16 protein-coding genes are annotated in these 17471 nt (G+C 61.4%); 7 read left to right on the forward strand and 9 right to left on the reverse strand.

Translation table 11 applies throughout. From position 1 onward, the window contains the following. Window positions 1-76 precede the first annotated feature (76 nt). Both hisG and hisD read left to right on the forward strand, forming a co-directional pair. On the forward strand, window positions 77-721 hold the full coding sequence (gene hisG, locus V5B39_RS07355; protein WP_332342266.1) for an ATP phosphoribosyltransferase: 645 nt from the start codon (window positions 77-79) through the stop codon (window positions 719-721). Beyond that, window positions 718-2031, forward strand: coding sequence for a histidinol dehydrogenase (gene hisD / locus V5B39_RS07360; RefSeq protein ID WP_332342267.1), 1314 nt, complete (start codon window positions 718-720; stop codon window positions 2029-2031). Before hisG ends, hisD begins: the two co-directional genes overlap by 4 nt. An 18-nt stretch (window positions 2032-2049) precedes the next feature. On the opposite strand, the gene V5B39_RS07365 is transcribed toward hisD, so the two are convergent. From V5B39_RS07365 to acs, 6 genes are all read right to left on the reverse strand, one after another. Further along, a complete protein-coding gene (locus V5B39_RS07365) occupies window positions 2050-2352 on the reverse strand; it encodes a hypothetical protein (protein ID WP_332342268.1) in 303 nt (100 codons plus the stop codon). A gap of 241 nt (window positions 2353-2593) precedes the next feature. Then, complete coding sequence (locus V5B39_RS07370; RefSeq protein WP_332342269.1) at window positions 2594-2863, reverse strand: DUF4212 domain-containing protein; 270 nt, start codon at window positions 2861-2863, stop codon at window positions 2594-2596. A 73-nt stretch (window positions 2864-2936) separates the two neighbouring features. Continuing rightward, window positions 2937-4976, reverse strand: coding sequence for a sodium:solute symporter family protein (locus V5B39_RS07375; protein ID WP_332342270.1), 2040 nt, complete (start codon window positions 4974-4976; stop codon window positions 2937-2939). Window positions 4977-4990: 14 nt separating this feature from the next. After that, window positions 4991-5707 (reverse strand): 3'-5' exonuclease, encoded by a 717-nt coding sequence (locus V5B39_RS07380; protein WP_332342271.1) that lies wholly within the window; start codon window positions 5705-5707, stop codon window positions 4991-4993. A gap of 2 nt (window positions 5708-5709) precedes the next feature. After that, a complete protein-coding gene (locus tag V5B39_RS07385) occupies window positions 5710-7623 on the reverse strand; it encodes a putative nucleotidyltransferase substrate binding domain-containing protein (RefSeq protein ID WP_332342272.1) in 1914 nt (637 codons plus the stop codon). 120 nt (window positions 7624-7743) lie between these two features. Then, window positions 7744-9708, reverse strand: coding sequence for an acetate--CoA ligase (gene acs / locus V5B39_RS07390; protein WP_332342273.1), 1965 nt, complete (start codon window positions 9706-9708; stop codon window positions 7744-7746). A 275-nt stretch (window positions 9709-9983) separates the two neighbouring features. Between acs and V5B39_RS07395 the strand changes: the two genes are divergently transcribed. From V5B39_RS07395 to V5B39_RS07415, 5 genes are all read left to right on the forward strand, one after another. Then, window positions 9984-10541: a TIGR00645 family protein gene (locus V5B39_RS07395; protein ID WP_034946694.1), complete on the forward strand. Its 558-nt coding sequence runs from the start codon at window positions 9984-9986 to the stop codon at window positions 10539-10541. Between the two features lie 56 nt (window positions 10542-10597). Then, window positions 10598-12118: a fumarate hydratase gene (locus V5B39_RS07400; RefSeq protein ID WP_332342274.1), complete on the forward strand. Its 1521-nt coding sequence runs from the start codon at window positions 10598-10600 to the stop codon at window positions 12116-12118. 67 nt (window positions 12119-12185) lie between these two features. Next, entirely contained in the window at window positions 12186-12542 is a 357-nt protein-coding gene (locus tag V5B39_RS07405) for a RidA family protein (protein WP_332342275.1), read from the forward strand. Window positions 12543-12971: 429 nt separating this feature from the next. After that, window positions 12972-13757, forward strand: coding sequence for a glutamate racemase (gene murI, locus V5B39_RS07410; RefSeq protein ID WP_332342276.1), 786 nt, complete (start codon window positions 12972-12974; stop codon window positions 13755-13757). A 13-nt stretch (window positions 13758-13770) separates the two neighbouring features. Beyond that, window positions 13771-14790, forward strand: coding sequence for an AI-2E family transporter (locus V5B39_RS07415; protein ID WP_332342277.1), 1020 nt, complete (start codon window positions 13771-13773; stop codon window positions 14788-14790). A 161-nt stretch (window positions 14791-14951) separates the two neighbouring features. Here V5B39_RS07415 and V5B39_RS07420 read toward each other — a convergent pair whose 3' ends face one another. The 3 genes from V5B39_RS07420 to V5B39_RS07430 form a co-directional block, all read right to left on the reverse strand. Further along, window positions 14952-16286, reverse strand: coding sequence for an ArsB/NhaD family transporter (locus V5B39_RS07420; protein WP_332342278.1), 1335 nt, complete (start codon window positions 16284-16286; stop codon window positions 14952-14954). Continuing rightward, window positions 16286-16771 carry a CBS domain-containing protein gene (locus tag V5B39_RS07425; RefSeq protein WP_332342279.1) on the reverse strand — a complete coding sequence of 162 codons (486 nt, stop codon included), beginning with the start codon at window positions 16769-16771 and terminating at the stop codon, window positions 16286-16288. Before V5B39_RS07425 ends, V5B39_RS07420 begins: the two co-directional genes overlap by 1 nt. Window positions 16772-17179: 408 nt before the next feature. Then, window positions 17180-17458: a hypothetical protein gene (locus tag V5B39_RS07430; protein WP_434735665.1), complete on the reverse strand. Its 279-nt coding sequence runs from the start codon at window positions 17456-17458 to the stop codon at window positions 17180-17182. Between the last annotated feature and the right edge of the window lie 13 nt (window positions 17459-17471).

The following is a 17471-nucleotide window of genomic DNA, read 5'->3' on the forward strand; positions in this document are numbered from 1 at the left end:
CGGATGACGCATGCGTGCGCCGCCGCAGCGGCCGCATTGCGGTAGAATGCGGGTTTTGTCGCGCAGGGAAGAAGCCGTGAACGGCATCACCATTGCCCTATCGAAGGGGCGAATATTTGATGAAACCCTGCCCCTGCTGGCAGCCGCCGGGATCGAGCCGAGCGAGGATCCAGAGACCTCTCGCCGCCTGATCATTCCGACCAATCGGGAAAATGTTCGCGTGGTCATCGTCCGTGCGACCGATACCCCGACCTATGTGCAATACGGGGCTGCTGACCTCGGCGTCGCCGGCAAGGACATTCTCCTGGAACACGGCAGTGAAGGTCTTTACCAGCCGATCGACCTGAAGATCGCCAAGTGCCGGATGATGGTTGCCGCTCCGGCCGGTTTCGATTACGCATACGCTGTGCGCCAGGGGGCGCGCCTCAAGGTGGCGACCAAGTACGTCAATATTGCCCGTGAACATTTCGCGGCCAAGGGCGTGCATGTCGACCTGATCAAGCTCTACGGATCGATGGAACTCGCGCCGCTGGCCGGTCTCGCCGACGCCATCGTCGACCTGGTATCCACCGGCAGCACACTGAAAGCCAACAATCTGCTCGCCTGTGAGCACATCATGGACATCTCGTCGCGATTGATTGTCAATCAGGCCGCGCTCAAACTGAAACGCGAACTGCTGGCACCGATTCTCGAAGCCATCGCCGGAGTGGTCGACCCATGATCGCCATCAAACGCCTTTCCAGCACCGACGCCGACTTCAATGAGCGACTCGATGCCCTGCTGGCTTTCGAAGCCGCGCAGGATGCCTGCGTCGAACAGACGGTTGCCGACATTCTCTCCGATGTGAAGGCACGTGGCGACGCCGCGGTGATCGAGTACACCCGGCGTTTCGATGCCTTGAGCGCCCACTCGATGGCCGAACTCGAACGCTCGCAGAGCGAATTGCAGCAGGCACTCGCCGCGCTGCCGCCGATGCAAAGGCAGGCGCTCGAAGCCGCTGCCGAGCGGGTGCGCAGCTACCACCAGCGACAGCCGCTACAGAGCTGGCAATACGAAGACGAGGGCGAGAAAACGCGCGGCACGATGCTGGGTCAGAAGGTAACGCCACTCGACCGTGTCGGACTCTACGTTCCCGGCGGCAAGGCGTCTTACCCTTCGTCAGTGCTGATGAACGCGATTCCGGCGCGTGTCGCCGGGGTCAGGGAACTGGTCATGGTCGTGCCGACGCCGGCCGGCGAGCACAACCCGCTGGTCCTTGCCGCCGCCGCGCTGGCCGGGGTCGATCGCCTGTTCACCATCGGCGGTGCGCAGGCAATCGCCGCGCTGGCCTACGGCACACAGACCATTCCGCAGGTGGACAAGATCGTCGGCCCCGGCAATGCCTATGTCGCCGCCGCCAAGCGCCGTGTCTATGGCGTCGTTGGCATCGACATGGTGGCCGGTCCGTCGGAGATCCTCATCATTTGCGACGGGCAAACCGACCCCGACTGGGTGGCCATGGACCTTTTCTCGCAGGCCGAACACGATGAGCTCGCGCAGTCGATCCTGATCTGTCCGGATGCCGTCTATATCGAACGCGTTGCCGCTGCGCTGAACGACTTGCTGCCGACGATGCCGCGTCAACGGGTCATTCGTGCAGCCCTTGAGAATCGCGGCGCGCTGATCCAGGTGCGCGACCTCGACGAGGCCTGCCGCATCGCCAACCGTATCGCCCCCGAGCACCTCGAACTGTCGATGGCTGATGCCGAAGCCTGGGTGAACAAGATTCGGCACGCTGGCGCGATCTTCATCGGCCCCTACACCTCGGAGGCGCTCGGCGACTACTGCGCCGGCCCCAACCACGTCCTGCCGACCTCCGGAAGCGCCCGCTTCTCTTCGCCGCTGGGGGTTTACGACTTCCAGAAACGGACCAGCCTGATCCGGGTATCGCAGGCCGGTTCGCAGACCCTCGGACGCATCGCGGCAACGCTGGCGTATGGCGAGGGCCTGCCGGCACACGCGCGATCCGCCGAGTATCGGGTCAAAGGTTGAACCGGCCGGGACATCCGGTCAGAGAGCGCATGCCTTCTGTTCCCGGTTCTCCATCGCTTCCGAGCGCCTGAGCGTCAGCCGGAAGCCCTCCTGCGGGCGAATCATCTCCGCCGTGTCGTCAATGAAGAGGTCGCCGAGCAGGAAATTGACCTTGGCAAGCATCAAGGGAGAGAGCGCTTCACAGTGTTCGAGAATCAACTCCTCGCCACCTTTCATGGCCTGCGCCAGCGGGCCGTAATGAAAACACAGATGTTGCCCGTTCCAGTATTGGTTACCGATCAATTCGTCGAGATCGGTTCGCTCGGTGCAGATGTGCATCATGAGAGTTCTCCGCAAAGTGAAGCGCTTGCATTGATTAACGGCTTGCTATCGACCCAGGTTGAGTCATTTTTGTCGTTCTGTTGTGAGCGAACGGCAAGGTTGGTTCTGCACCCTGCCAGAATTGGCGGGAGTCTTTCGGCAGGCCGCCTTCGAGCGCATGGAGTTAAACCCGTCGACAGGACAGAATGGCAGCGTTTACAGTGCCTTGGGCTTCTGCAGGCGGGATTTCCGGGGAAACGCATCAATCTTCGCCTTCCCCGTCATTGACCCCATACTCCCGGTCGAGATGGTTCATGTAGCGGGCGTACCACCAGATGATCAGCACGTAGATCACTGGCGCACCCTGGGCAGCCATGTAGAAACCGAGCGGCAGACCCAGCAGGGAGATACCCGCCAGATCGCGTGCGAAGTAACTGACGACAAAAGTCACGACGAACCAGATGGCTAGCAGCCAGGCCGTCATCCTGAGATTGCGCCGCCAGTAGTCCTGCTGCCTTCGCCCGTGTTGCATGTATCGCTCCGTGCTTACGGAAGACCGCGCCGGACTCCGGCGAGCGCGATGCGGCTCGCCCCCGGAGCAGTGATCAACAATGGTCAAACTCCGGATAACGGACACTTTCGACAAAGTCCTGGGTTTCCTGGCTGGGTGGCCGGCCGCACAGACTGACCACGATGATCGTCAGAAAGCCGGCAGCGACGCCCCACACGCCGGCCGCAGTTGACTGAATCCCCAGCCAGGGTTCCATGCCGATACCGTGGATTCCCAGCCACGGAATGGCATCGAAATGGACGCGCACCATATAGTAAATGGTCACCAGCAGACCAACCACCATGCCACTGACCGCGCCTGTCGATGTAGCCCGCCTCCAGAAGATGCCGAGAATCAATGCCGGGAAGAAAGCCGATCCTGCCAGCGAGAACGCCCAGGCGACCATGAACAGGATGGTCGCCGGTTTCTGTGAAGCAACGCTCGCCGCCAGGACCGCAACCACCAGCAGCAGTGACTTGGAAACCACCAACCGCCATTGCGTGCTCGCCTGCGGGCGAAAAATCTTGTAATAGACGTCGTGCGCCAGAGCACTGGCGATCGTCAGCAGCAACCCGTCTGCAGTGGACAGCGCAGCGGCAAGCGCACCGGCGGCCACCAGACCGGAAATGACGTACGGCAGGCCGGCAATTTCGGGGGTTGCCAGCAGAATCACGTCCGGATTCAGTGACAACTCGGCAAGTTGCAGGATGCCATCGCCGTTGATGTCTTCGATCGAAACCATGCCGATCTTGCCCCATGAATTGACCCACACCGGCAGTTGCGCCATCGATGAGCCAACCAGAGTCGTGTAAATCTCATACTTGGCAAAAGCCGCATAGGCCGGGGCCGTCAGATACAGGGCCAGGATGAACAACAGCGACCAGAACACCGAGTTGCGCGCTTCGCGGACGCTGGGCGTCGTATAGTAACGCATCAGCACATGCGGCAGGGCCGCTGTGCCGACCATCAGGCAGAACACCAGGCTCAGGAAGTTCAAGCGCGCGCCGTCGTTCACCGCCTCGCCGTTGCCAGGATAAGGCGTCAGATGGTGATCGGGGGCGGTGCCGCGCTGCGCTGCCTGACGCATCTGGCCCTCCCAATAGCTGCGTGCCTCATCGCTGCTCATGGGCAACTCCCGGCGCTGCCGCTCGAGAGTCGCCACCTCGCGCATTTGCGCGTTGCTGCCTTTCAGATCGTCGATGCGCACGCTCAGGCTGCGCCGCTCTTCCTCCAGTGAGTCCGGCAGCGCCAGGATGCGGCTATGGTAGCCATCGGCACGTTCTTGGAAGCGGTGGCGTACATCGAATTCGGCTGGGTCATCGAAGATTCTTTCCTCGAGATCCTGCACTTTCTGCAGCACCTGGCCGTAGGTCAACTGCGGCACCGGAATGCCGCTGACCTGGTACGAGAGCATGGTCACCGGCACCAGATAGGCGACAATCAGGATGGCATATTGGGCCACCTGCGTCCAGGTGACCGCGCGCATGCCGCCCAGAAAGGAACATACCAGAATGCCGGCCAGGCCGACGAAGACCCCGACCTCGAACTGCAGGCCAACAAAACGGCTGGTAATCAGCCGGACACCATAGATCTGCGCAACGACATAAACGAAGGACGCCAGGACGGTCGCAAAGACGCCGACCAGCCTCGCCAGATTGCCACCATAACGCGCAGCGAGGAAGTCCGGGATCGTATATTGGCCAAAACGTCGCAAATAAGGTGCCAGCAGCAGGGCCACCAGAACGTAGCCACCGGTCCAGCCCATCACGTAGGCCAGGCCCTGATACCCCGACAGGTAAAGCGTGCCGGCCAGCCCCATGAACGAGGCCGCACTCATCCAGTCGGAGCCGGTGGCCATGCCGTTGAATACCGCTGGCACCCGTCGGCCAGCAACGTAATACTCGGAAACGCTGGCGGTTCGCGCCAGAACGCCAATCGTCGCGTACAGGAAGATGGTCAGGAAAAGAAAGGAATATCCGATCCAGCGTGGCGGCATGCCATGCTGCTCGAGCACCGCCAGCGTCCCGATGAAAATGAAGAAACCGACCGTATAGTAGGCGTAATAGCGACGCAACTGGACAGGGTAGTCGGCCATCGCTCGCTGCTCGCCTAAGCGCTCTGGTGCAAGTGGCGACGCGCTTTCTCAAGCTCGAGCAGGCTGGCTGGTGTCATGAAACCTTTGCGCGCGCCGCTGGCAATCGTGATCTGCAACAACTGGGCCGTCGCATAAGCATCAGAAACGGCGTGGTGACGGCGGATGCTGGCGATGGAGAAGTGGTCCAGCCAGGCGTCGAGCCCTCCTCCGGTAGGCTCGACATGGCGAAAAAGATCGGGCATCACCCAGGCCAGATCGATCCACGCCAGATCCCACTCGATACCGAGGCACTCTATCAGCGTACGTTCGATCATCGCGGCAACAAATGGCACGTTGTAGGCAATCAGTGGCGCCTTGCCGACAAAGTGCAGGAAGGAGATCAACGCGTCGACCGACGGATGACTGGCGACCGGCTCCGAATGCGGGTGCGCCGGCAGGCCAGGCGCAGGATCGGCACCCGGCCCGACAGGTTCGGAGAGCAGATGGAAGGCATCCTTGAAGTCGATCTGCCCGTCGACCACCGCCAAAGCACCGATTGCGCAGAGGCGATCCGTCCTGACGTTGATGCCCGTCGTTTCGACGTCGACGACCACGTAGCGACAACGATAGTGCGAGCGCCGCAGGTCCGGCGCGGGCAATTGGCGCCAGGCGGCGATTAACTGCTGCTGTTCCGCTGTCAATGCCGGATTAAGCGTTTCCTGGCCACTGAACAATCTGGAAAACCAGTCCATGGTCAGATCTGATAATCCAGTTTCAAGCGCGCCTGCAGCTTGCGCGCCTGTCGGAAAGCTTCTTTGAGAATGCGCCGTTCAATCTCGTTGAGTTCATCGGGTCTGATCAGATTGTCACCGTCGCGTCCATGTTCCTGCTCAAAATGCTGGTGCCGCAGGCGCAGTAACTGGATGAAATTGAAACCTTCGAGGCTTGCAGCCACGTCCTCCGGAGAAATGTTCATCAGGGCACCGGCGCGTTTGATGCGAGTGGCCGTGTTCGTCGCCTCGACCTGACGGGCCAGTGCAAAAACCCGTGCAGCGTCGGTGAACAGGCGGACGCCGTACTTTTTGAGGTCGATGGTTCCCGGATGCTCGGGATCGGCGTTGGTCACAAAATCACGTATCCTGCCCAGTGGGGGCGATACGCTGAGTGCGTTCTGCGCCAGCATGCGCAGGAATAGCGGATTGCCGCTGGTCTGTCGGAACAGGGACAGACGCATCCGGTGCGCCAGATTGAAGCGACCGTAGAGCGGGCGAAAATCGAAGAAAATCGTGGCGTTGAGCAAAGCCTGCGGTTCCGGTGTGCGTACCCACTGGGCGAATCTTTCCTCCCACTCCTCGAGCGTCAGGCACAGGCCGGGGTTGCTGGCCATGATGTTGCCCTTGCACAGCGGGAAACCGCAGGTATCGAGGTCAGCGTTGACGTCGCGAGCGAAATCGAGAAAACGCAATTGCGTCTGCTCCCGATCCATGATGTCGGTGCAGATATAGACGATGCCGTTATCCTGATCGGAAATGAAGGTCTGTTCGTCTCGCCCCTCCGATCCGAACGACAGCCATGCCCAGTCGATGCCGTAAAGGTCATGCCGATCCAGATTCAGTTCGATGATGCGACGAGTCACGGTATCGTTGAGGGTCGAGATGAACTGCGTGATCTCCTGCCCGCCGACTCCTTCGGCAAGCATCGTCAGCGACAATTGGCGGATATCCTCACGGGCATGCTGCAGCACCTCGAGATTGCTCGCCGCGTCGATCGCATGCCGGATCTGCCGCAGGCCGGCGCCCTGCAGCTTGAATAGATCACGCTCCGAAACCACGCCTTTGAGCCGTCCGCCTTCGTCCACCGCGAGCACGTGGCGAATGCCGTGCATGGCCATGGCCAATGCCGCATCGTGAGCATTGGCCGCCAGCGGCAAGGTCTGCGGAGTGGCCGACATGACCGAGGAGATCGGCTGCTCCAGCGAGGTACCCGGCAAAACAATCCGCTTCAGCACATCGGACAGCGTAAAGATGCCCACTGGTTGTTCCCCGGCATCAACGACCACCATCGAGCCCAAATGGCGATCGGCCATCAAGGCAACCACCTGGCGAATCGGCGTTTCCGGCGCCACCGAAACCGGTTCCCGCTTGACAATCACCGCGAGCGGCGAATTCATGGTCTTCTGCTCGGCGGCGCGTTGGGCAAACTGCAGTTGCAGCTGCTGCTGCGACTGCCTGAGCAGACCGGCGATGTACTGGCTGCAGAAGAGGTTGAAAACCGTACTCTTCTGGGTCAGGGTAAAGAAGTCGTCGGCCGGCAATTCGTAGCAGAAAACCTCTTCGCGTGCCACGTAGGCACTCGAAGTGGGTCGCTGCGCCATCAGCGCCGCAATCGCGAAGGACTGCCCCGGATCGAGCTTGTTCGACGCCGAGTCGACGTTGTGACTGGCAGCGCCACTGGCTCGCACTTGCACCTTGCCATGCTGCAGAATGTAGAGGGTGCGCGCAACCCCCATCTCGCTCGAAAGAATCCGCGCACCCTTGGGGTAATGGGCCAGCCGGACATGTTCTGCGAGAAAGCGCAGCGCCTCCGCCTCCATTCGATCAAAGGGCGGATGGACCTGCAGGAACTGGATGCAGGCCGCAACCAGCATCTCCGTTGCACTGTTGCTCATACCCGCTCCTCGATCGCCACAATTTAACAGGCCGGCACCTCCTGGCGCCGGCCTGGAAGCCTGCTTTACGACGACCGGGCGCAAGCGCGGCGCCAGGTCACCTGTGGGTGTCTGCCTCGATCAACCGCGGAGTTGCTCCAGAATCGCCGGGTTCTCGAGCGTCGAAACATCCTGCGCGGTCGTTTCGCCTCTGGCGAGAGAGCGCAGCAGACGACGCATGATCTTGCCCGAACGCGTTTTTGGCAAGTTTTCCCCGAAACGCAGATCCTTCGGCTTGGCAATCGGACCGATCTCGCGGCCGACGTGGTCCTGCAACTCCTTGATCATCTTCTTCGCCGTTTCGCCGGTTGGCCGCGCGCCCTTCAGCACCACAAAGGCACAGATCGCTTCGCCGGTCAGATCGTCCGGGCGACCAACCACAGCCGCTTCCGCCACCATCGGGTGCGAGACCAGCGCAGACTCGATCTCCATAGTCCCCATGCGGTGACCGGAAACATTCAGCACATCGTCGATACGACCGGTGATCGTGAAATAGCCAGTGTTAATATCGCGGATCGAACCGTCGCCAGCAAGGTAGAGCTTGCCGGCGAAATCATCGGGGTAATACGATTTCTTGAAACGCTCAGGATCACCCCAGATGTTGCGAATCATCGCCGGCCAGGGCTTTTTCACGACCAGCAGACCCCCCTTGCCCCAGTCGAGTTCGGTCCCAGTTTCGTCGACGACGGCCGCCTCGATCCCCGGGAAGGGCAAGGTGCAGGAACCCGGCACCAGCGGGGTCGCACCCGGCAGCGGCGTAATCATGTGGCCACCGGTCTCGGTTTGCCAGAAGGTGTCAACAATCGGGCAACGGGCGCCGCCAACGCTGTCGTAGTACCACTGCCAGGCCGCCGGGTTGATTGGTTCGCCAACGGTACCAAGCAGGCGCAGCGACGACAGGTCGTACTGGGTCGGCGCAACCGACGGATTGGTATCGGCCGCCTTGATCAGCGAGCGGATGGCAGTCGGTGCGGTGTAGAAAATGTTGACTTTGTGGTCCTGGATCATCTTCCAGAAACGGCCGGCATCCGGATAGGTCGGGATGCCTTCGAAAACCATCTCGGTGCCGCCGCAGGCCAGAGGGCCATAGGTGATATAGGTGTGGCCGGTCACCCAGCCGATGTCTGCAGTGCACCAGAAAAGATCGTTCGGCTTGAGGTCGAAGGTCCACTTCATGGTCAGAATGGCATGCAGCAGGTACCCGCCTGTCGAGTGCTGCACCCCCTTCGGCTTGCCGGTCGAACCCGAGGTATAAAGGAGGAACAAGGGGTGCTCGGCACCGACCCACTCCGGCTCGCAAACGTCGGACTGTCCGGCGATGACGTCGTGCCACCAGATGTCTCGACCGGCCACCATATGGCAGGCGCCGCCGGTACGCTGAAAGACGATCACGTCCTTGACCGACTCGCACCCACCCAGCGCAATGCCCTCGTCGACGGCCGGCTTGAGCGGGATCTTCTTGCCGCCGCGGCATTGCTCGTCGGCGGTAATCACCGCTACGGCACCGGCGTCGTTGATCCGGTCACGTACCGACTGTGCCGAAAAACCGCCGAAAACGACCGAGTGAATGGCGCCGATGCGCGCACAGGCCTGCATTGCAACGATCCCCTCGACACCCATCGACATATAGATCAGTACCCGATCGCCCTTCTTGATGCCGCGTGCGCGAAGCCCGTTGGCAAACTGGCTGACCCGCGACAGCAGCTCCCGGTAGGTCACCCGTTTGACTTCACCGTCATCGGCTTCGAAAACGATCGCCACCTTGTCGCCAAGACCGGCTTCGATGTTGCGATCGAGGCAGTTGTACGAAACGTTCAGCGTGCCATCGGCAAACCACTTGAAAAAGGGCGCATTGGAATCGTCAAGCACCTGCGTAAACGGCGTTCTCCAGGAGACATGCTCGCGGGCCAGGCGGCCCCAGTAACCGGTGTAATCGTTTGCGGCCTCGGCGCACAGCGCCCGGTAGGCATCCATGCCCGAAATCGTGGCCTGCTTGACAAATTCAGCAGAGGGCTCAAAAAAATTTACGGCCTCGTTCAATGACATGTCCGGTCTCCTGTTTAGGTATTGGTAGAGAATTCAAGAAAGCGATGCTGCAAGTAACGAAACGAATCAAGGAAAATAACTCGTTGTTCGCGCCCCCCCGCCCAGCGAAAGGCAGATCATAAGCGGCCAATCCTGCCCAATCCTGCCTCTTGTCACGCCAAGTGAGCCAGATTAAACGCCGCCAATCTTACACACCACTTACGGCATGGCCGCAACACAACGGAAACAGGCCTTGATGCTAGAATCTCGCTTCCTCCCTCTTCACCGCTAAGTCAATGGCCTCCCTGAAACCCGCTGTCGACAAACTCGAGATGTTCATCTTCTGGAGCCGCTGGCTGCAGGCACCGCTCTACCTGGGTCTGATCATTGCTCAGGGTGCGTATGTCTATTTGTTCATGATCGAGTTGTCCCACCTGATTCACAACCTCTTTTTCAGCAGCACCAGGATCAGCGAAACCGAGGTGATGCTCGTCGTCCTCGGCCTGATCGACGTGGTGATGATCGCCAACCTGCTGATCATGGTGATCATCGGCGGCTACGAAACCTTTGTCTCCCGACTCGACCTCGAAGGCCACCCCGACCAGCCGGAATGGCTCTCGCACGTCAATGCCGGGGTGCTCAAGATCAAACTGTCGACGGCGATCATCGGCATCTCGTCGATCCATCTGCTGAAGACCTTCATCAACGCCGCGAATTTGAGCGAGCATACGATCATGTGGCAAGTCATGATCCACGCGCTTTTTCTGTGTTCGGCGCTGGCCATGGCCTGGGTCGACCGCATCATGACCCAGACCATCCTGCTCGGAAAGTCACCGCACGCCGCGCGGCACTGAACAGAAGACCTGCCGCGGGGAGGGGCCCCGCGGCCACCCACGAGAGAGAACCTGAAATGACCACGATCAAGCAGGAAGACTTCATCCAGAGCGTAGCCGACGCATTCCAGTACATCAGTTACTACCATCCGCTTGACTATATCAAGGCGCTCGGCGCCGCTTACGAGCGTGAGCAGAGCCCGGCCGCCAGGGATGCGATCGCCCAGATCCTCACCAACAGTCGCATGTGTGCCGAGGGCCACCGCCCGATCTGCCAGGACACGGGGATCGCGGTGATCTTCCTCAAGGTCGGCATGGACGTCAAATGGGAAGCCACTCTGTCGGTTCAGGAAATGTGCGACGAGGGCGTGCGCCGCGCCTACAACAATCCGGACAACAAGCTGCGGGCCTCGGTACTGCTCGACCCGGCCGGCGCACGCAAGAACTCGCGCGACAATACGCCCGCAGTCGTGCATTATGAGATCGTCCCCGGACATCACCTCGAAGTCATCTGCGCCGCCAAGGGCGGCGGCTCGGAAAACAAGTCCAAGTTCTACGCGCTCAACCCCTCGGACTCGATCGTCGATTGGGTGCTCAAGACCGTACCGACGATGGGTGCCGGCTGGTGTCCACCGGGAATCCTGGGCATCGGCATTGGCGGCACTCCCGAGAAGGCCATGCTGCTGGCCAAGGAATCGCTGATGGCGCCGGTCGACATGCATGAGTTGATCGCCCGCGGCGCGAGCAATCGCGTCGAGGAACTGCGTCTGGAGCTTTACGAGAAAGTCAATGCGCTGGGAATCGGCGCGCAGGGCCTCGGCGGACTGACCACCGTCCTCGACGTCAAGATCCTCGACTACCCGACGCATGCGGCCAGCCTGCCGGTCGCGATGATTCCCAACTGTGCTGCGACACGGCACGCGCATTTCCATCTCGACGGTTCCGGGCCAGCCCTTCTGATACCACCGGACCTCAGCGAATGGCCCGAGGTCAACTGGACACCCAACACCGAAACCTCGACGCAGGTCAACCTCGACACCCTGACACCGGCCGAGGTGGCATCCTGGAAGCCCGGTCAAACGCTGCTCCTCAACGGCAAGATGCTGACCGGCCGCGACGCGGCCCACAAACGTATTCAGGACATGTTGGCCAAAGGTGAAAAGCTGCCCGTTGACTTCACCAACCGCGTCATTTACTACGTGGGTCCGGTTGACCCGGTTCGCGACGAAGCCGTTGGCCCGGCCGGCCCAACGACTGCGACGCGGATGGACAAATTCACCGAGATGATGCTGGCCCAGACCGGACTGATCTCGATGGTCGGCAAGGCAGAACGTGGCCCGACCGCAATCGAAGCGATCCGGAAACACCAGTCGGCGTACCTGATGGCCGTCGGTGGGGCGGCGTACCTGGTTGCAAAAGCGATCAAGACCGCCAGGGTGGTCGGTTTCGCCGATCTCGGAATGGAGGCGATTTACGAGTTCGAAGTCAGGAACATGCCGGTCACTGTCGCCGTCGATTCGACCGGGACCTCGGTACACCATACGGGTCCGAAGGAATGGCAGGCCAGAATCGGCAAGATCCCGGTTGCTGTCGGCTGAATTTCCGGGAGAGCACAGGGTCACAGGCAGGAAGCCGGTTCCGGGCCGGCTTTACGGGGGACAAAGCATGGCGATAGAGCGGCCGATCGAGCGACAGGGAACGACCCAGCGGTATTCGGACATTTGTGTCCATGGGAACACCATCTATCTCGCCGAAACGCCGCAAACGCTTGACAGCAACGTCGCCACGCAAACCCGCGAGGTGCTGGCCGGCGTCGAAAAGCTTCTCGAACAGGTGGGAAGCGACAAGACACGCCTGCTGATGGTCACCATTTACCTGCGCGACATCGACGATCTGATCGCCGTCAATGCGGTCTGGGACCGCTGGGTTCCGCGCGGGACAGCGCCGGTGAGGGTCTGTGTCGAAGGCAGGCTGGCCCATCCCGATTTCCTCATTGAAGTGGCCGTCGTTGCCGCCCGCTAGCCGCCTGGCGAACCGGCTTGCCGGCAGCAGCCGGGCGTGCAGCATGCCCGGACTGCCTGATCCCCCACCGCGCAAGTCCCGTCCTGACCCGTGGTGTGAACGAAAGTGTTGGAAGGAACCGATATACTCCCCTCCCCCCTCGCGGGGGAGGGGTTGGGGGAGAGGGGGCATCCATGCTCGCAGAAGCCAGCAGAGCCGACTGACGGCCTTTCGCAAGGATTTGACGAATTCGTGTGCAACGATAGCCCTCCTCCCCACCCCCTTCCACGGCCCGCGCGGCGGCGCGGGCCGGCTGCGGCGGCGCGGAGCAGTGCTCCGCGAAACCCCGCCTTCACCCCTACAAGGGCGAAGGGGTGATCACTAATGTCAACGCCTCTCCATTGAACAATCGACCTCGACCAACACTTTCAATCGCCCCCCCCTGACCCGATGATTGGCATTTTCGACAGCGGCATCGGTGGACTCTCGGTGTTGGCCGCCATCGCGCGTGCGCTGCCGCACGCCGACCTGGTTTACCTCGCCGATACGGCTCATCTTCCCTATGGTGACAAGGACGACGCCTACATCCGCAGACGTGTGCTGACGATCGGCAAGCATCTGGTCGATCAGGGCTGCGGGGTCATCGTCGTCGCCTGCAACACCGCCACCGCGGCAGCGGTCGCGGCCTTTCGCGAGCACTTTCCGAAGCTTCCCGTGGTCGGCGTCGAGCCCGGCGTCAAACCGGCTGCGGCGATGTCACGCAGTGGTCGAATCGCTGTCCTGGCGACGCTGTCGACGGCGCGCAGCGAGCGCCTGGCACAGTTGATCCGGCAACACGCGGGCAGCGTCCAGGTCGAGGTCGAGGCCTGTCCCGGCTGGGCCACCCGCGTCGAAACCCTGTCCCTCGACGACCCGGATTTCGTCGAGGAGGCGCGTCGTCATCTGGCCCCCCTGCTTGCAGCCGGCGTCGATCAGATCGTTCTCGGTTGTACCCATTACGCTTTCCTCAGCCCGGTGCTGGAACCGATCGTTGCCAAGCAGGCAACGCTGGTCGACGTCGCCGATGCCGTCGCTCGCCAGTGCGTTCGCCTGGCCGGCGCCGACGCACTCGGGTGCGGCCGGCTGACGCTGCTGGCCACCGCGCAGCCGGAAAAGCTGCAGGCTGCCCTGCCCGTTCTCGGACTGCACTGGCTCGACGACCGCCTGTACAGCGCCGCGCGCCTGGTCGTCGCCTGACGTTCACATATACATGGCCACGGACACCCTGAACAAAGCAAGCATCAGCGAGTACGCGTCCTGGATCATGGCCTTGCTGGCCATGCTGCTGGTCATCGAGGTGCACCTCCTGCCGGCGCTGATTGCCGGCTTGCTGGTGTATGAGCTGGTGCATGTGCTGGCACCGTTCTTTGCCCGCCATCTCTCGGGCACGCGCGCCAAGGCCATGGCCGTCGGTCTGGTCGTGTTGTGGGTCCTCGGCGCGGTCACGGCGGCAGTGCTCGGGCTGATCGTCTTCATGAACAGCGAGGGCGGCAGTTTCGCTGCCCTGCTCGCGAAAATGGCCGAGATCATCGAGACTTCGCGCTCGACGCTGCCGCACTGGCTCGCCGACTTGCTGCCGCGAGGCGGCGAGGCCATCCGCGAACGAGCCGGCCACTGGCTACGCGAACATTCGGCCGAATTGCAGATGATCGGCAAGGAAACCGGCCGCCTGCTCGCACACCTGCTGATCGGCATGGTCATCGGCGGCATGGTGTCCTTATGCGAGACGGACACCGGCGAAAGCATGGGGCCGCTGGCACGCGCGCTGGTCGAGCGGGTTTTTCGCCTCGGCGAGGCCTTCCGCCGGATCGTCTTCGCCCAGGTCCGAATCTCGGCGCTCAACACCGCCTTCACCACGCTCTACCTCGTCGTCGTGCTGCCGCTCTTTGGCGTGCACCTGCCGCTCACCAAGACCATGATCGTCGTCACCTTCATGGCCGGCCTGCTGCCGGTCGTCGGCAACCTGATCTCCAATACCGTGATCTTCGTCGTCAGCCTGGCACACTCGCCCGCCGTGGCGATCTCGTCACTGGCATTTCTGATCGTCATTCACAAGCTCGAGTATTTTCTCAACGCGCGTATCGTCGGTGCCCAGATCCGGGCCAAGGCCTGGGAACTGCTGACCGCGATGCTGATCATGGAGAGTACCTTCGGTCTCGCCGGTCTGGTGGCCGCGCCGATCTGTTATGCCTGGCTCAAGGACGAACTGTCGAGTCGGGAACTGATCTGAGACGCAGGCGGGGCGATCTGGCCAAGCATGGCACAGGTTATGAAGAAAGTGTTGAGAGTGACCGATATGCCCCTCCCCCTCGCGGGGGAGGGGTTGGGGAGAGGAGCCCATCGTTGCACAGGAGTCAACGCATTTCAAGAATCGGCCACTGCCCAATCCTCTCAGAAATACCGCCACCAGACATAAACGTTGCAGATCGCGACATGGATCAGCATCAGCGGGAAGGCGACCCTGGTGTAGGTCATGAAGCGGAACGGAATGCCGTTGCGCTCGGCGATGCCGGCCACGGTCAGGTTGGCGCTGGCGCCGATCAACGTGCCGTTACCGCCCAGACAGGCCCCCAGCGAAAGGCACCACCAGAGCGGCATCAACGCTTCTTCGCCGCCGAATGCCGACGCCATCGACTTGATCAGGGGAATCATCGTGGCCACGAACGGGATGTTGTCGACAATCGCCGACAGGACCGCCGATGACCAGAGGATGCTGTAGCCCGTGACCTTGAAATCGCCGCCGGTGGCGGCGAGCAACTGGTCGGCGAGCAGGCGCAGCAGACCGGCATGCTCGACACCGGCAATCACGATGAACAACCCGACGAAGAAAAAGATCGTGATCCACTCGATCTCGTTGTATACCTTGACGACACTCTCCGACTGCTGCTCGGCCGGCTTGCCGAGGTTGTCGAGCATCAGCAGCAGCGCCGCGCCCGCCATGCCGATGGTGCCCGATTCCAGCCCCAGTGACCGCGCCATGACGAAGGCCACGATCACCAGCGCCAGCACCAGCGAGGCCCGCTTCAGCAGTCGCGCATCGGTGATCGCCTCGTTTTCGTCGAAAGCCATGACCCGTGCGCGCAATTCGACCGTAGCCGTCATGCCGCGTCCCCAGAGAAGGTGGATCAACAGCACGTGCACGGCGAGGATCACGACGATCACCGGCGCAAGGTGGATCACGAAGTCGTTGAACGACAAACCGACCTGGCCACCGATCAGGATGTTCGGTGGATCGCCGACCAGCGTCGCCGTACCCCCGATGTTCGACGCCAGGATCTGCGAGAACAGGAAAGGGTAGGGATTGACTTTCAGCGCTTCGGTGATGACCAGCGTCACCGGAACGACCAGGAGCACGGTGGTGACGTTGTCGAGCAGCGCGGAAACGACGGCGGTGACCACGGCCAGCATGGCGAGAATGCCGGCCGGATTGGCTTTCACCCGTTTCGCCGACCAGATCGCCAGATACTCGAAAACCCCTGACTTGCGGGTAATCGAGACGATGACCATCATCCCGACGAGCAGGCCGATGGTGTTGAAATCGACGCCAGCGACCGCCTGCTCCTGCGTCAGCAGGCCGAACATGACCATCAGCATGGCCCCGAGCAGCGCGATGATCGATCGGTTCAGCCGCTCGCTGATGATCACGCCGTAGGTGACGATCATCACCACGGTCGCCAGCCACAGGGGATTGAGGCCCAACAGGACCCCGGAAGCAGCAGCATGCATTACTTGACCCTCCCGACGCGGGCGAGAACATCCCAGACCGAAACGATGCCGAGCAGTTTCCCGTTCTCGACGACAGGCAGGATGTTGCGCTGCCGGTAGAGAAAAAGCATGGCATTCATCAGCGGGGTATCCGGGGAAAGCACCGGCACCTCCCGGTCAAGGTGCTTGCTGACCGGGTCGTTGGCGGCGGCAGCCATTCGTTCCTGCAGGTCGGCCAGCGAGTCCCGGATGAAGCCAACCTGCAGGAGACGGGCCAGGGGTTGCTGATCGGTGTCGCGCGACAGAACCCGCGGCATGGCCAGTGCAACCAGTCGGCTGCGTGGCAGCATGCCGATGTAGCGGCCATCCGCATCGACCACCGGCAACGCCGGCAGGTGCTCCCGGACCATCGCCTGCAGGGCCATGGAGACCGAGTCGGTGGGCTTGAGCACGGCCGGCGGATTCGACATGATCGACCGGCACAAGGATTCGTGATCGTGTTCCATGAGGCTCCTCTGAAAGCACAACGAAAGCCGCGAACGCTCTTCGGAGTGTTCTGGAGAAGCGAAGAATTCGACGGTCGGCCAGAGTATGCCGGGTCGTGCGAGTCGCTGTCAATCGAGATTTTGCTGCCGACAAGCCTCTGTTTTTCTTGATGTAGTGAGCACCTGCGGATCCTGTATCGGGATTCTTTTACTTTCTTGAGAGGCTTTTGAAAACCTCCTGCTTTGTCCTTGAAAAGCCATCAAAAATGACTTTGACATCATCTGCAACAGATATCCGATCTGCTATTTCAACCCTATTTGGATCATGAAGGGTGTCTTGTCCAACATGGGAGCAAAAAATGATGGCGGCGGCCGGCCCTGTCGCCGGTCATCGCCATCCTCACACCTGCCTCGATCAGTTGGTGCCGGTCAATGGCTGCTGGCCGGTGCGGTGACCAGCTTGCCTGGGTAACGGAGGCTGCCCACCAGGTCCTGGATATCCGCCGACGGTGCCGGGGTGAACTTCCCGACGACGTAGGCGACGACAAAATTCAGCGCCGCGCCGACAGTGCCGAAGCCTTCGGGCGAAATGCCGAGCCACCAGCCGGCAGCGTTGTTGGCAGCCGGATTGCCGTACTTGTAGTAGTCGATGTAGCCGGCAGTCACGATGATGCCGACGATCATTCCGGGTTTGACGATGCCTTTCATCAGGTCATGCGTC

The organism is Accumulibacter sp., assembly GCF_036625275.1.
In the GTDB taxonomy this organism is placed as follows: domain Bacteria; phylum Pseudomonadota; class Gammaproteobacteria; order Burkholderiales; family Rhodocyclaceae; genus Accumulibacter.